The following is a 13,353-nucleotide window of genomic DNA, read 5'->3' on the forward strand; positions in this document are numbered from 1 at the left end:
GGCGGGACGCCCACCTTGAGCGACAACGGAAGAGACCTCGGCGCGAGGTTCCACGACCTGATGGAGGTCGTGGTGGGGTGGCTGCCGGGGCGCCTGTCCCGCGTGGTCGCGCCGAGCTTCCTCGGGTTCGCACTGATCAACGGGTTCACGTTCGGCGTCGACCTGCTGCTGCTCACGGCGTTCCGCAGCGGTCTGGGCCTGCCGGTGCCGCTCGCGTTCACGATCGCCTACGTGCTCGCCTTCGGACTGAGCTTCGTCCTCAACCGGGCGCTGAACTTCCGCTCGCACGCGCCCGTCGGCCCGCAGGCGGGGCTCTACGCCGTCGCCATCACGATCAACTACCTGGCGTTCATCCTCGGCGTCGGCAGCGCGCTGACCGAACTCGGCCTGCAGTACCACCTGTCGCGGATCGCCGCGGGCGCGTGCGAGGCCGCGTTCATGTACAGCGTCATGCGGTGGGTCGTCTTCCGCGACACCAAGGCCTGACCTACTGCAGGTAGCCCTCGACCTCGCCGACCGAACGCGCCGGCACGTCCTCGGCGTCCTCGCCCTGCGACCGCGCCGACCGGCGGCGCCGCAACAGGTCCCAGCACTGGTCGAGGGCCTCCTCGAGCGACCGCAGGCGGGCGTGCTCCTCTTCCGTGGAGATCTCGCCGGAGGCGAGCTGCTGACGGAGCTTGTGCTCCTCTTCGACCAGTTCGCCGATGCGGCCCAGCACGTTCTCGTCACTCATCTGCCCGACTCTACGGCCATCCCCTCACGGCAGCGCGGCCAGCGAGAGGCTGTTGCCGTCCGGGTCGAGCACCTCGACGTGCCGCACGCCGTTCGAGTACGTCTCGACGGGCCCGTGACCCACGCCGTGCGCCGCGAGCCGATCCAACGCCCCGTCGAACTCGCTCATCGCAACCCCGAACGTGAGCATCGAGCCGCCCACGCGCGCCGCCCGCACGTCGCGGGCGTCGAGGACGACGTACGCGTTCTCCCCCACCCGCCACAGGTGTTCCTCGCCGATGACCTCGTCCGCCGTGCGACCGAAGAACACCCCGTACCACTCCAGCGCCTTCGCCAGGTCGCTCACACACATCACGCTGTGCAGGTCCACACCCGTCCACCTTCCGTTCGTCCTGCCGGGGTGGACCGGCCGCGCGACCGGCACTCATCGGTACGGCGGGTGATTCGTCCGATTGGTCGCATGAAATGGTTCAACCACTTGTTTACGCTTGTGAACAGGGCCGCCGACACGTCACGCGACCACCTCCCCCTGCGGAAGCGGTCGCCACCTCCGCCTGCCAGGAGGCGCAGTGAAGACACGCACTCGGCTTGCCCTAGCGAGCCTCACGTCCACCGCCGCGGTGGTCGTCGCGTTCCTCGTCCCCACGACGCCCGCGATCGCCCACGGCACGATGTCCGATCCGGCGAGCCGGGTGTACACGTGCAAGAACGAGGGTCCGGAGACCCCGAAGTCCGACGCGTGCAAGGCGGCTGTGGCCGCGGGTGGCACGCAGGCCTACTACGACTGGAACGAGGTGTCGCTGCTCGAAGCGGGCGGGCGCCACCGCCAGCTCATCCCCGACGGCAAGCTGTGCAGCGCGGGCCGCGACAAGTACCGCGGGCTCGACCTGCAGCGCGCCGACTGGCCCGCCAAGCGCGTCTCGGCCGGGCCGCTGACCGTGACCTACCACGCGTCGGCACCGCACTCGAACAGCAACTTCGAGTTCTACATCACCAGGGACGGCTGGAACCCGACCATGCCGCTGCGCTGGTCGGACCTCGTGCACCTGCAGACGTTCAACAACCAGAACCCGTCCACGTTCACGAACTGGACGCTCAACCTGCCGGGCCGCTCGGGCCGTCACATCATCTACTCGATCTGGCAGCGCGTGGTCGGCAGCAACGAGGCGTTCTACACGTGCTCGGACGTCGACTTCGGCGGCGGCAGCACGCCGCCCCCGACCACGACGACCACCACGCCCCCGCCGACCACGACCACCACGACGACTCCCCCGCCGGCCGGTGGCACGTGGGCCGCGGGCACGACGTACTCGGTCGGCAACCGCGTCACCTACGGCGGCGTGAACTACGAGTGCCAGCTCGCGCACACCGCCCTCGCCGGCTGGGAACCGCCGAACACGCCCGCCCTGTGGCGACGCCTCTGATGCGGTTCTTCTTGCTGGTGCTCGCCTTCATGGTGTCCGGCTGCGCCACCACGCAGCCGGACGCCGTGTTGCGCGGTGATCCGCTGGACGTGATGTTCCTGCAGATGATGCTCCCCCACCACCAGCAGGGGGTGGAGATGGTCGCCCTCGCGAAGGACCGCGCGCGGAACGAGGACCTGCGCATGCTGGCGGCCGCGATCGAGCAGACCCAGGCGACCGAGGCCGAGACGATGAGGAACTGGCTGACGTCGTGGGGCGAGCCCCTGACGGCACCGCCGGACTCCCACGCGGGTCACGGCGGCATGCGGGAGTCCGATCCCGAGGAGGTAGGGCGCCTGTCCGCGCTGCGCGGCGCGGAGTTCGACCAGCGCCTGCTCAACGTGATGATCGCCCACCAGGACGACGCCGTCCAGATGGCGCGGTGGGAGACGGGCAGCGGCGCGAACCAGGAGGTCAAGGCCCTGGCCGACCGGATCGACAAGTCCCGCACCGCCCAGATCGCGATGATGAAGACGTTCCTCGGCAAGGTCTAGCGGGTACTCGGTGGCCCCAGCCACCGAGGAGGTCAGGACATGGTCAGCCGCTCGTTGCTGCGGCAACTGCCCGCCCGCGTCGTCACCGGTGCGTTCGTGCTCCACTCAGGACTCGGCAAGCGCGGCGCCGACCAGGAGACGGCCGAACAGCTGCACGGCTGGGCGTCGAGCACGTACCCGGTGCTGCGCGGGATCGACGCCCGCAGGTTCGCCAAGCTGCTGGCCGCCGGCGAGATCGCGACGGGTGCGGCGCTGCTGCTGCCCGTCGTGCCGGCGGCCGTCGCGGGCGCCGTCCTCACCGGGTTCGCCGGCGCACTGCTCGGCCTCTACGCCAAGACGCCCGGCATGCGACGGGAAGGCAGCATCTGGCCGACCGAGCAGGGCATCGGCCTCGCCAAGGACGTCTGGATGCTCGGCATCGGCCTGTCGCTCGTCGTCGACGGCGTCACCCGCAACGACTGAAGGAGGCGGACGTGCAACCGATCCCGTTCATCCCGTGGGTCTGGCGCGACCCCTCCTGGACCGGGGAACCGCGGCAGGACCTCGACGACCGTCCCGACACCGGCCTGATCGGTTACGAGGTCGAGGCCACCGACGGCGGCATCGGCAAGGTCGACGAGGACAACGCGAAGGTGCCCCACGACTGCCTGATGGTCGACACCGGACCGTGGATCTTCGGCCGCAAGGTCGTGCTCCCGGTCGGCACCGTGCGCCACGTGGACCACGCCGAACGCAAGGTCCACGTCGACCGCACCAAGGAGCAGATCAAGAACGCGCCCGAGTACGACGCGGACGACCACGAGGGCTCCCGCACGCGCACCGGCGACTACTACTCCGAGAGCTACCGGCTGATGCCTCCGATGCTCTAGCGGGCCGAATACGCTGGCGCGCATGACATCGGTGCTGCAGAACGTCGCGATCGACTGCGCGAACGCCTACGAGCTGGCCCTGTTCTGGAGCAGGGTGACGGGTCGCCCGATGCACCCCGACGACAAGCCGGGCGACCACGAGACCGAGGTGCTGATGGCCGAGGGCCCGGTGCTGTTCTTCAACCAGGTGCCGGAACCCAAGACCGTCAAGAACCGCCTGCACCTCTGCCTGCGCCCGGACACGACGCGCGACGAGGAGGTCGAGCGGCTGCTCGGGCTCGGCGCGACGTTCGTCGGCGACCACCGCAACCCCGACGGGACCGGCTGGGCGGTCCTGGCCGATCCCGAGGGCAACGAGTTCTGCGTGCTGCGCAGCGCGTCCGAACGCGGCTAGTGGCGCAGGAGCTTCACGAGGTGATGCGCACCCAGCAGGGCGCCTCGCGGCACCGGTCTGACCGCGCGTTCCCCCCGGCAGCCTCCTGCGCCACACCACTAGAGACGCGCCATCGCGTCCGGCACCGACGGCCGGACGCCCAACATGGTCGTGAGCTCCAGGGCCCGCAGCGGCCGCAGCACCGCCGCCGTGTTCGCGACCACCACGAACTCGCTGCCCCGGCTCAGGCAGTGGTCCTGGTGGTCGAGCAGCAGGCCGATGCCCTGGGCACCGAGGAACCGCACCGCGGTCAGGTCGACCACGACGGGTGCGGGGGCGGTGACGGCCCTGACCGCCTCGCCGAGGCATTCGGCCAGCTCAGGGGCTGTGGAATGGTCTATCTCGCCGGCGATGTGCACGAGGACGGCGGCGCCCACGCTCTCGCGGGCGGTGTGGAAGGGAACTCGACCGTCGGTGGGCACGCGGCATCCTCCAGCTGACGGCACGATCGGCCGCCAGAAGGGCTGGCTGTTCAACCCTCGACGACCGTAGCGCAGTGCACCGGTCGGCGCGGCGCGACGGTCCCGAACGTTCGCGAAGTGCCGGTTCCCGGGGATGGCCTGGGGAAAGCGCGCGTAGCATGCGTTGTCGTGACCGGTTTCTTCCACGAGACCGCCTTTTACGGCTCCGACGACGACTTCCTCGCTCACGCCGTCCCGTTCCTCGAGGACGGCCTGCGCGCAGGGGAGCCGTCGGTGGTCGCGTGCTCGGAGTGGAACACCGCACTGCTGCGCGCCGCGCTGGGCGACGCCGCCGTGCTGTACCGGCCGAGTGCGAACCAGTACTCCCGGCCGTCCGAGTCGATCGTGGCCTTCCGCGACCTCTTCCGCGAGCACACCGAGGACGGCGCGCGGCAGATGCGCGTCGTCGGGGACGTGCCGCATCCCGGCGTGGGCGCGTGCTGGGACTGGTGGGCGCGGTACGAGGCCGCGGTGAACCAGGCGTACGCCGAGTTCCCGGTGTGGGGGCTGTGCCCGTACGACACCAGGACGACCCCGGCCGAGGTGCTGGCCGACGTGGTCCGCACGCACCCGAACATCGCCACCTCGCCCGGTACGCACGAGGTCAACCCCGGTTACCGCGAGGGCCTGGCCGCGTCGGCGCCGGTTCCGGACGTGCTCGAGCGGGGCGTTCCGCGAGTGGAGCTCGTCGACCCGACCGCGGGCGCGGTGCGCGAGGCCGTGGGAGCGGCCATCGACGGGATGGACCTGTCCGAGGACGAGGCGCACGACGTCGTCTACGCGGCCAGCGAGGTCGTCACGAACGGGCTCACGCACGGCGTCGCGCCGGTCCGGTTCCGGCTGTGGGCGGACGGCGCGCGGGTGCTGGTGGCGGTGACCGATCGCGGCCAGGGGCCGTCCGACCCGCTGGCGGGTCTGGTGCCGACCACCGAGACGCTGTCCGCCGGGCTCGGGCTGTGGATCCTGCACCGCACGTGCGACTACGTGTCCATGGGACGCGAGGCCGACGGGTTCACCGTGCGGGTGAGCGTCGGCGGCCAGACGTAGGGCAGGTCGTCCGGCACGTCCGGGAAGAACCGGCGGTAGTGCTCGGGGTCCTTGCGCACCAGCGCGGACTGGTGGCTGAGGTGCAGGTCCTGATCACCCAGCCAGCCGGGGAGCTCCCCCGCGGCGGCCAGTTCGTCCTGCGTGCGCACGACCGTGATGCCCCTGGCGCGGGCGAGGTCGGCGCGCATCGTCGCCTCGCACGAGTCGGTGAACCCCAGCAGACGCCATTCCGCGCAGACGTCGAGGCCGTACCGCACGAGCGCTTCCTCGTGGCCCGTCCACATCTTGACGGCGGGGTGGTGGCGCCAGCCGTAGCCGGGCACCACCAGCCCGCGCTGGACCTGGATGGTCTCGACCCGTTGCTTGCCGAGCCGGCTCCGGTCCAGCACGCGGGCTGAAGCGGCGAAGTCCGGGTACGGTAAGAAGGTCTGCATGGGTCAGAGCACGTACTTCGCTGCCTCGGCGGCCCGCGCCCGGTCGACGTGCACCTCGTAGCGCTTCGCCTGCAGCGTCATGACGCTCGCGAAGTCACGGCGGCCACGCGTGCTCCAGTGCGCGACGAACCCGAAGACGGCGCCCCAGAAGGCACCGACCACGAGGCTGATGAGCACGAACCACACCCAGGCGGTACCCGTCGTGAAGAGCCCGAACAGCAGCCCGATGAACACACCGAACCAGGCGCCGCTGGCCGCGCCCGCCAGTGCGGCGCGGCCCCGCGTCAAACGCCCCGTCACCTGCTCGACCGTCCGGACACCGTCGCCGATGATCCGCACGCTCTCGACCGGGAAGCCGTCGTCCGACATCCGGTCCACGAGCTGCTGGGCACCGAGGTAGTCCGGGAAGCTGGCCAGCAGCGACGACTCGGTCTGGGTCACTTCTTCGTGCTTGATGTCCACTTCGTCCGGCTACCCGCGATCACGCAGAGCAAACGGAACTCGATCAGGTGCCGCGGCCCGTCTTCTCCTGGAGCCGGTCGATCAGCTGGGACGCCTCGACCTTGGTGAGCTCGGCCGGCACCTCCTCGCCCGCTTCCTGGGCGAGGGTGCTCAGGTACGACTCCTGCGGACCGGTCATGGGCTCGTCGCCCGTCGTCCAGTCCTGCGGGTCCTTCTCCGGCGTGCGGTTCACATCCGTCCCCTTTCACTCGAACGCCCGTTCGAGATACCCGGGGTGACGGCGGGCCAATCATCGGCCGAGGACGACGTCCCCCGGAGTGGACGGACCGGGCACGACCATCGGCGGCCGCACGCGGGACAGCAGGCGGTGGGCGACGGTCAGCAGCATCCGCGCCTCCATCCGCTCGTTGTAGCGCAGGTGCTCGTCCGCGGCCGTGACACACCCCAGGACCTGCGGAGACACGACGGCACCCGCTTCCGTGCACGCCGCCAGCGCCTCCTTGATACCTCTGCGCGCGGCATCACCCTCGACGTTGGCGAGCGCGGTGCAGACGGCGTTGTCGAGCTTCTGCACCGCGGTGGTGCGCAGGTGTTGCAACGACGCGGGGTCGAGTTCGGTGGTCACGGTCAGCTCCCGCCTTCACAGCCGAGGGGTGTCAGCGCCGACTGCTTGACGCATTCGGGCCCGAGTACCCGGTTCGAGCGCCCCGAAACCGGCACTTCACCGGCCCCGGCTACGGTGACGGGCATGCGTGCGACCTGGCGCGAGAAGAACGCGCGGCAGTGGATCTCCGAGCTGTCCGGCCGGATCGGGATGGCCGGGTGGGCGGCGCTCGCGGTGACCCCGGCGCTCGCCGCCGAGGTGGACCAGCACGCCGCGGCGGTGCGCGACATCCTGCTGCTGGGCGTCGAGGGCGCCGGCACGGTGGGCGCGGTCGTGCTCCTGGCGGCGTACGGGCGCGGTCTGCTGGAGGACGTCGTGGACGGCGACTGGACGCCGACGTCGTGGCTCGGCGTCCGGCTCATGGCGGTGTGCCGGCTGGCGCACCTGCACGACGTGAAGCCGCTGACCGACGACGTGCACGCACTTCCTGAGCTCACATGAGAACGAGGCGCACCCCGTGGGATGCGCCTCGTCGTGAAACAGGGGTTCAGCGTTCCTCTGGCCTCCGCGTGCCGAGCACCGGGTCGTCCGCAGGTACCTGCGGGCCGGTCGGCGTCTGGCTCGCCACCGGCACCGGCGCGGTCACCGGCTCCTGCACGGTGGCCGGCTCCTGCGCGACCGGTCCGGCACCGACCCGCGAGGCGTCCTCACGGCCGCGCTGGTACGCCTGCGCCTGGGCCTGTGCTTGCGGCAGCTCCTGCTCCGCGCGTCCGAGCCAGCGCTCCCAGCGCTGCTGCATCGGCCGGACGAGGCCACCGCCCACGCCGACGACGAGGATGCCGCCGACTGTCGCGAGCACGGCGATCAGCACCGGGGTGGTGACCGTGGTGGCGACACCGATCTGGTTCAGCGCGGCGATGATGCCGAGCGCCCAGATGAAGATCGACGCGATGTTGGCGAGCACCCGGCCGTAGGAGAGACCGCCGAGCGCACCGCCGATGAAGTCCCTCACGGCGTTGGCGACCGCGCCCGCCACGACGACGATGATGATCGCGACCGCGGCCCTCGGCAGCCACGCGACGATGCCGGTCAGCAGGTCCGAGACCGGGTTCGGGCCCCAGACGCCGAACGCGATCTGCAGCGTGATGAGCAGCAGCGCGTAGTAGACGAGCTTCGCGATGAGGTCAGAGGCGTCGTACTTGCTGTGGGCGAGCATCTGGCGGATGCCGCCGCGCTCGACGAGCCGGTCGAACCCGACCCGTTCGAGCACCTTGTCGACCAGCTTCGCCACCGCCTTCGCGACGAACCAGCCGACCAGCAGGATCAGCAGGAACGCCGCGAGCTTCGGCACGAACGTGGCGACCGCCCGCCAGGCGTCGGTCAGCCCTTGTCCGAAGTCCATGTCGAGCTCCCTTCGCACGGGCGCCCGGCCGGGTCACCCGATCAGGCAGTACCCGATCGAGTGTCCCTTCACACGGATTTCACGAGACCTGTCGCAGCTCGCGGTCGCAGGCGACCAGGTGCTCCCACGTGCGGCCGCGCTGGCTGGGTGGCGCGGAACCGTCCGCGTTGCACACCGGGTAGACGAGGCCGAAGGGAACAGGCTGATCGAACTCGTCACCGGTTCGAACGTCGACGAGACGACGCAGGTGTGCCATGACAACCACTCCTCACGACCGCGCGGAGGCCGCACGCGTCCGGTCATTCCACCCGGACGGGGGACCTGGGGTTTGGGATCATCGAATACCCCGCGACCTGCGAGAACATGCGTGCCGCCGTTGCGACATAAGAGTGAAACCGTCCGTCCTCTGTGGACTAACGCGCCGTGACCACGAGCGTGAGGTCCCCGTCGTGCGGCACGGTGAGGATCTCCATCCGGCGGCCGGGGTAGGTGATCGACGACGCCGTCCGGAGCCGCGGCTCGAGCGGCCGCCCCCAGTCGAACCGGACCACCGTCCTGCCGCGGGTGAGCGTCAAGCCGCGCGAGTCCAGTGCGAGCGTGTCGGAATCCCTTACCACCAAGGGGATCTGCTCGGTCGCGGCGGACTGCGCGCGCACCGAGCGCACGATCCGGTCGCCGACGGTCACCTCGGTCACCACCGAGCCGGACGCCGTGCGGTAGCGGAACCGGTAGGGCTCTCCCCCGAGGAACTCCGCCTGCTGCGGCCCGTTCGAGTCGACCACCTGACCGGGGAACACCGTGCCCCAGCACGCGTGGTTGTTGTTGTTCACCGACTGCACGAGCGTCCCCGCCACCGGGTGCCACAGGAACGTCAAACCGGTGCGCGCCAACGAGGTCGCGCGCCGCGTGCCGAAGTAGCCGCCGACGTACCACTGCGGCCGGCGGACGAACAGGAAGTCCTGCCCCTGGTCGCTGCGGCGTTCGGTGAAGTGCGCGCGCTTGTAAGGCAACCGCGCGATCGCCGCCGTCCGTTGCGCACGGCTCGGGTAGCGCTCGCCGTAGATCGCGTGCGCGAGGATCCGCGGTGACGTGTCCTGCTTGACCAGCGCGGGCACCGGCGCCGGCGAGGCGGCCCAGGCGGTGCGCGCGGCGGCCAGGTCCTCGCGACTCGACACGAACGCGGCGAGGTCCGGCACCTCGGAGACGAACTGGGCGTTGAGCGCGGTCCGTTCGGGGTCGGGCCGCACGTCGGCGTAGAACCGGGACGACGTGCGCGAGTTCGTGGCGATGTTCGCGAACCAGCCGGAACCGTCGGGCTCGCGCAGCAGGTTGTAGCCGAGCCAGTCGGTGTACTTCCTCGTCATCGCGACGAGGTTCGGGTCGCCCGACTGCCGCCACGCGTCGGCGAGCTCCGGCAGCATGACCTCGAAGTTGTAGTTGGTGTCCGCGCCGGACTCCTCGTGGAAGAAGCCGGCGGGGCTCTGGCCCACCTGCGCCAGGCGGGCGAACGCCTCGGTCAGCCGGCGGCTCAGTTGCGCGTCCGGGTCCTGCCGCAACGCGAGCGCGGCACCGGCGAGTCCGGACGTCGTCTGGTTCGCCCAGGTGAGGGGCGACTGCCAGACCACGCCGTTGGAGCCGTCGAGGAACCACGTCATCGCCCTGCGCAGCGCCGCGGAGATCTGCGCCCGCCGCGACGGCAGCGTGCCGGCGCGCCGGAGCAGCGCGTTGGTCTTGCTCAGGTAGCCCATCGCGAACCCGGTCGCGGCCAGCGAGTGCTGGTCGCGCGAGTACTCGGGCCAGGAGCCGTCGGCGTGCTGGAGACCCAGGTAGTGGCCGAGCCCGGCGTCCAGGGCGGCGACCACCCCGGCGTCGCCGCGGTACGGGTTCCACGCGCGGGACTGCGTCGCGAACCAGGCCAGCGTGTAGACGTGCTCCTGGACGCGGGCGTTGTACGACGCGTTCGGGTTGCGCCACCAGCCACCGCCGAAGAAGCCGGTCGAGTCCATGTCGGCGACCATCGGTGCGACGGCCGTCAGGTACGACGCGAACCGTTGCTCGTCAGGCGCGAAGGCGCGGCGGTCCGGGGTGACGGGCGGGGGCGCCGGCAGGGCGAGCGCTCCGGTGGGCAGCGCGGCGAGCAGTCCTGCCGCGGTCGCACCGGTGATCAGGCTGCGACGGCTGAATGCGTTCACGGGCCTACCTCCTTGGCGGAGCACCCTCGCTCCCGCGGTGGCGGCCCGTCAAGATGCTAATTCGAATTATTACAGGGTTGACGGCGGCACGGGTGCTGTCGCAGACTCCGTGCCAATTCGAATTGGCAGGTGGTCATGGCCAAGAGGCTCACCCAGCAGGACATCGCCCGGATGGCCGGCGTCAGCCAGGCCACGGTGTCGCTGGTGCTCAACAACCGGACCGACGGTGGCGTCCGGATCGCGCCGGAGACCCGTGCGCGGGTGCTGGAGGTCATCCGCAGGACGGGCTACGTCGCGAACCCGATCGCCCGCAGACTGCACGACCAGCGCAACCGCATCCTCGGCGTCTTCACCTACGAGGCCGTCTTCCCGAGCACCCGCGCCGACTTCTACCAGCCGTTCCTCGAGGGCATCGAGGAGCAGGCGGAGGAGGTCGGGTGCGACCTGCTGCTGTTCACGAGCGCCAAGGCGGGTGGGAAGCGGCGGATCTTCAGCGACGACAGCAGGATCCGGCTGGCCGACGGGTGCTTGCTGCTCGGTCGTTCCGTCGACCGCGACGACCTGGCCCAACTCGTGAGCGAGGGCATCCCGTTCGTGTCGATCGGCCGGCGCGACGACGCGGGCGGCCCGGTGCCGCACGTCGGCGCCGACTACGTCTCGGCCGTGCGGGACCTGGTGGACCGCGCGGTCGCGCTGGGCCACCGCGAGTTCGCCTACGTGGGCGCCGGAACGGGTGCGGAGTCGTCGGCCGACAGGCTGCGCGGTTTCAAGCAAGCCGTTGCGGCGCACGGGGTTCGGGGAACGCACCTGCCGTTCGCCGGGCTCGAGCGGCTGAGGGACGCGGGCATCACGGCCGTGCTCTCCGAAGAGGTTTCGGACGGTGCCGCGCTCGTGCTCGCCGCCCGCGAGCGCGGCCTGTCGGTCCCCGGCGACCTGTCCGTGCTCATGCTCGGCGCCGCCACCCGGCCCGCGCCGGACGACGTGGCGCTCACCGGCTTCCGCATCCCCCGCCGCGAGATGGGGCGGCGGGCGGTGCAGGCGCTGACCGAGGTGCTGGAGCGAGGCACCACCCCGCGGGAGCTGCTGGCCTGCGAGTTCGTCGAAGGCACCACCCTCGGCGCGCCCCGCCGTTGATCTGGAGGAACCTGTTGTCGCACAACACAGATGTCGTCGTCGTGGGCGGCGGACTCGGCGGCGTCGCCGCGGCCCTCGCGCTGCTGCGCGCCGGCCGCCGGGTGGTGCTCACCGAGGAGTTCGAATGGCTCGGCGGGCAGCTCACCAGCCAGGCCGTGCCGCCGGACGAGCACAGCTGGGTCGAGCGCTTCGGCGTCACGGCCAGCTACCGGGCGTTGCGCGACGGCATCCGCGACCACTACCGCCGCAACTACCCGCTGACCCCGAGGGCGCGGGCGTGGCGCGAGCTCAACCCCGGCGCGGGCAACGTCAGCCGCCTGTGCCACGAGCCCCGCGTCGCCGTGGCCGTGATCGACGAGATGCTCGCGCCGTACCGCGGCAGCGGCAGGCTCACCGTCCTGCAGCCCGCCAGGCCGGTCTCCGCGCGCACCGATGGCGACCGGATCGTGTCGGTCACCGTCGAGCACCACGGCTCCGAGGTCGAGCTGGCCGCGCCGTACATCCTCGACGCCACCGAGACCGGCGAGCTGCTGCCGTTGTCCGGCACCGAGTACGTGACGGGTTTCGAGTCCACACTGGACACCGGTGAGCCCAGCGCACCGGAAACCGCCCAGCCCGCGAACATGCAGGCGATGTCGGTGTGCTTCGCGATCGACCACGTCGACGGCGACCACACGATCGACAAGCCCGCGCGCTACGACTTCTGGCGCGAGTACCAGCCGGACTACTGGGGCGACCGGATGCTGTCGTTCCGCTCCCCCGACCCGCGCACGCTCAACATCGCCGAGCGCACGTTCACCCCGAACCCGGACGACGACCCGTTGAGCGTGCTGTCCGACCAGCGGCTCAGCGCGGGCGACAGCAACCTGTGGACGTTCCGCCGCATCGCCGCGCGCCGCAACTTCGTCGAGGGCGCCTACGACAGCGACATCTGCCTGGTCAACTGGCCGATGATCGACTACTTCGAGTCGCCGGTCATCGACGTCCCGGACGCGCAAGCGCACATCGCGGCGGCCCGTGAGCTCTCGAAGTCGGTTCTGTACTGGCTGCAGACCGAGGCACCGCGCCCGGACGGCGGCACGGGCTTCCCCGGCCTGCGGTTGCGCGGCGACGTCACGGGCAGCGCGGACGGGCTGGCCCAGGCGCCCTACATCCGCGAGTCGCGGCGGATGAGGACCGAGTACACGATCGTCGAGCAGGACCTGTCGCTCGCCGTGCGCGGTGACAAGGGCGCCGTGCAGCACGCCGACGCCGTGGGTGTCGGCATGTACCGCATCGACCTGCACCCCTCGACCGGTGGCGACAACTACCTCGACGTCGCGAGCTGCCCGTTCGAGATCCCGCTCGGCGCGCTCATCCCCCAGCGCGTCGAGAACCTGCTCCCCGCGGGCAAGAACATCGGCACCACCCACATCACCAACGGTTCCCACCGGCTGCACCCGGTCGAGTGGAACGTCGGCGAGGTCGCGGGCGCGCTCGCGGACTTCTGCCTGGCGCACCGAGTCACCCCTCGCGCGGTGCGCAACACCCCCGCCCTGCTCGCGGACTTCCAGCACCGGCTGGACCGCGACGGGGTCGAGCTCCGCTGGCCGGACGTGTCCGGTTACTAGGCCTAGGGAGACAACG

Annotated in this window: 20 protein-coding genes; 10 read left to right on the top strand and 10 right to left on the bottom strand. The window is 70.9% G+C overall.

Annotated elements, in window-relative coordinates:
* Positions 1 to 60 precede the first annotated feature (60 nt).
* Complete coding sequence (locus BMY74_RS27745; RefSeq protein WP_089921493.1) at positions 61 to 486, top strand: GtrA family protein; 426 nt, start codon at positions 61 to 63, stop codon at positions 484 to 486.
* 1 nt (position 487) lies between these two features.
* On the opposite strand, the gene BMY74_RS27750 is transcribed toward BMY74_RS27745, so the two are convergent.
* Together BMY74_RS27750 and BMY74_RS27755 are read right to left on the bottom strand one after the other, a co-directional pair.
* Positions 488 to 733: a DUF2630 family protein gene (locus BMY74_RS27750; protein ID WP_089921290.1), complete on the bottom strand. Its 246-nt coding sequence runs from the start codon at positions 731 to 733 to the stop codon at positions 488 to 490.
* 24 nt (positions 734 to 757) lie between these two features.
* Positions 758 to 1,084: a VOC family protein gene (locus BMY74_RS27755; RefSeq protein ID WP_177229961.1), complete on the bottom strand. Its 327-nt coding sequence runs from the start codon at positions 1,082 to 1,084 to the stop codon at positions 758 to 760.
* Positions 1,085 to 1,301: 217 nt separating this feature from the next.
* Here BMY74_RS27755 and BMY74_RS44345 point away from each other — a divergent pair, with 217 nt between their 5' ends.
* From BMY74_RS44345 to BMY74_RS27780, 5 genes are read left to right on the top strand one after another with little or no spacing between them, the layout of a single operon-like run.
* Positions 1,302 to 2,156 carry a lytic polysaccharide monooxygenase auxiliary activity family 9 protein gene (locus tag BMY74_RS44345; protein WP_143091725.1) on the top strand — a complete coding sequence of 285 codons (855 nt, stop codon included), beginning with the start codon at positions 1,302 to 1,304 and terminating at the stop codon, positions 2,154 to 2,156.
* Positions 2,156 to 2,689, top strand: a complete 534-nt coding sequence (locus tag BMY74_RS27765; protein ID WP_143091726.1) for a DUF305 domain-containing protein — start codon at positions 2,156 to 2,158, stop codon at positions 2,687 to 2,689. The genes BMY74_RS44345 and BMY74_RS27765 overlap by 1 nt, the downstream gene beginning before the upstream one ends.
* 39 nt (positions 2,690 to 2,728) lie before the next feature.
* Positions 2,729 to 3,151 carry a hypothetical protein gene (locus tag BMY74_RS27770; RefSeq protein WP_089921294.1) on the top strand — a complete coding sequence of 141 codons (423 nt, stop codon included), beginning with the start codon at positions 2,729 to 2,731 and terminating at the stop codon, positions 3,149 to 3,151.
* Positions 3,152 to 3,162: 11 nt separating this feature from the next.
* Positions 3,163 to 3,558, top strand: coding sequence for a hypothetical protein (locus tag BMY74_RS27775; protein WP_089921297.1), 396 nt, complete (start codon positions 3,163 to 3,165; stop codon positions 3,556 to 3,558).
* Between the two features lie 22 nt (positions 3,559 to 3,580).
* Positions 3,581 to 3,952 carry a VOC family protein gene (locus BMY74_RS27780; protein ID WP_089921299.1) on the top strand — a complete coding sequence of 124 codons (372 nt, stop codon included), beginning with the start codon at positions 3,581 to 3,583 and terminating at the stop codon, positions 3,950 to 3,952.
* 98 nt (positions 3,953 to 4,050) lie between these two features.
* Here BMY74_RS27780 and BMY74_RS45235 read toward each other — a convergent pair whose 3' ends face one another.
* Positions 4,051 to 4,413 (bottom strand): STAS domain-containing protein, encoded by a 363-nt coding sequence (locus tag BMY74_RS45235; protein WP_177229952.1) that lies wholly within the window; start codon positions 4,411 to 4,413, stop codon positions 4,051 to 4,053.
* 168 nt (positions 4,414 to 4,581) lie between these two features.
* Here BMY74_RS45235 and BMY74_RS27790 point away from each other — a divergent pair, with 168 nt between their 5' ends.
* Positions 4,582 to 5,499, top strand: a complete 918-nt coding sequence (locus tag BMY74_RS27790) for a sensor histidine kinase (RefSeq protein ID WP_089921303.1) — start codon at positions 4,582 to 4,584, stop codon at positions 5,497 to 5,499.
* On the opposite strand, the gene BMY74_RS27795 is transcribed toward BMY74_RS27790, so the two are convergent.
* Genes BMY74_RS27795 through BMY74_RS27810 form a run of 4 tightly spaced genes read right to left on the bottom strand, consistent with a single transcriptional unit; the run spans position 5,433 to position 7,020 of the window.
* A complete protein-coding gene (locus BMY74_RS27795; protein WP_089921304.1) occupies positions 5,433 to 5,933 on the bottom strand; it encodes an MSMEG_6728 family protein in 501 nt (166 codons plus the stop codon). The two genes, BMY74_RS27790 and BMY74_RS27795, sit on opposite strands and share 67 nt — an antisense overlap.
* 3 nt (positions 5,934 to 5,936) lie before the next feature.
* Entirely contained in the window at positions 5,937 to 6,395 is a 459-nt protein-coding gene (locus BMY74_RS27800; RefSeq protein WP_089921305.1) for a general stress protein, read from the bottom strand.
* Between the two features lie 43 nt (positions 6,396 to 6,438).
* On the bottom strand, positions 6,439 to 6,627 hold the full coding sequence (locus tag BMY74_RS27805) for a DUF3072 domain-containing protein (RefSeq protein WP_089921306.1): 189 nt from the start codon (positions 6,625 to 6,627) through the stop codon (positions 6,439 to 6,441).
* A gap of 57 nt (positions 6,628 to 6,684) precedes the next feature.
* The gene (locus BMY74_RS27810; protein WP_089921307.1) at positions 6,685 to 7,020 is read right to left on the bottom strand and encodes a hypothetical protein; all 336 of its coding nucleotides are present in this window, start codon (positions 7,018 to 7,020) and stop codon (positions 6,685 to 6,687) included.
* 123 nt (positions 7,021 to 7,143) lie between these two features.
* On the opposite strand from BMY74_RS27810, the gene BMY74_RS27815 reads away from it, so the two are divergent.
* Positions 7,144 to 7,500, top strand: a complete 357-nt coding sequence (locus BMY74_RS27815; protein WP_089921495.1) for a DUF6401 family natural product biosynthesis protein — start codon at positions 7,144 to 7,146, stop codon at positions 7,498 to 7,500.
* 46 nt (positions 7,501 to 7,546) lie between these two features.
* On the opposite strand, the gene BMY74_RS27820 is transcribed toward BMY74_RS27815, so the two are convergent.
* The 3 genes from BMY74_RS27820 to BMY74_RS27825 form a co-directional block, all read right to left on the bottom strand.
* Positions 7,547 to 8,401 (bottom strand): mechanosensitive ion channel family protein, encoded by an 855-nt coding sequence (locus tag BMY74_RS27820; protein WP_089921309.1) that lies wholly within the window; start codon positions 8,399 to 8,401, stop codon positions 7,547 to 7,549.
* A gap of 79 nt (positions 8,402 to 8,480) precedes the next feature.
* Positions 8,481 to 8,657 (bottom strand): hypothetical protein, encoded by a 177-nt coding sequence (locus BMY74_RS45240; protein WP_177229953.1) that lies wholly within the window; start codon positions 8,655 to 8,657, stop codon positions 8,481 to 8,483.
* A 157-nt stretch (positions 8,658 to 8,814) separates the two neighbouring features.
* Positions 8,815 to 10,593: a hypothetical protein gene (locus tag BMY74_RS27825; RefSeq protein ID WP_089921311.1), complete on the bottom strand. Its 1,779-nt coding sequence runs from the start codon at positions 10,591 to 10,593 to the stop codon at positions 8,815 to 8,817.
* 135 nt (positions 10,594 to 10,728) lie between these two features.
* On the opposite strand from BMY74_RS27825, the gene BMY74_RS27830 reads away from it, so the two are divergent.
* On the top strand, positions 10,729 to 11,727 hold the full coding sequence (locus tag BMY74_RS27830; RefSeq protein WP_089921496.1) for a LacI family DNA-binding transcriptional regulator: 999 nt from the start codon (positions 10,729 to 10,731) through the stop codon (positions 11,725 to 11,727).
* 14 nt (positions 11,728 to 11,741) lie between these two features.
* Positions 11,742 to 13,337, top strand: a complete 1,596-nt coding sequence (locus BMY74_RS27835) for an FAD-dependent oxidoreductase (protein WP_245786394.1) — start codon at positions 11,742 to 11,744, stop codon at positions 13,335 to 13,337.
* Positions 13,338 to 13,353 lie beyond the last annotated feature (16 nt).

The organism is Lentzea albida (assembly GCF_900111005.1).
GTDB lineage: Bacteria > Actinomycetota > Actinomycetes > Mycobacteriales > Pseudonocardiaceae > Lentzea > Lentzea albida.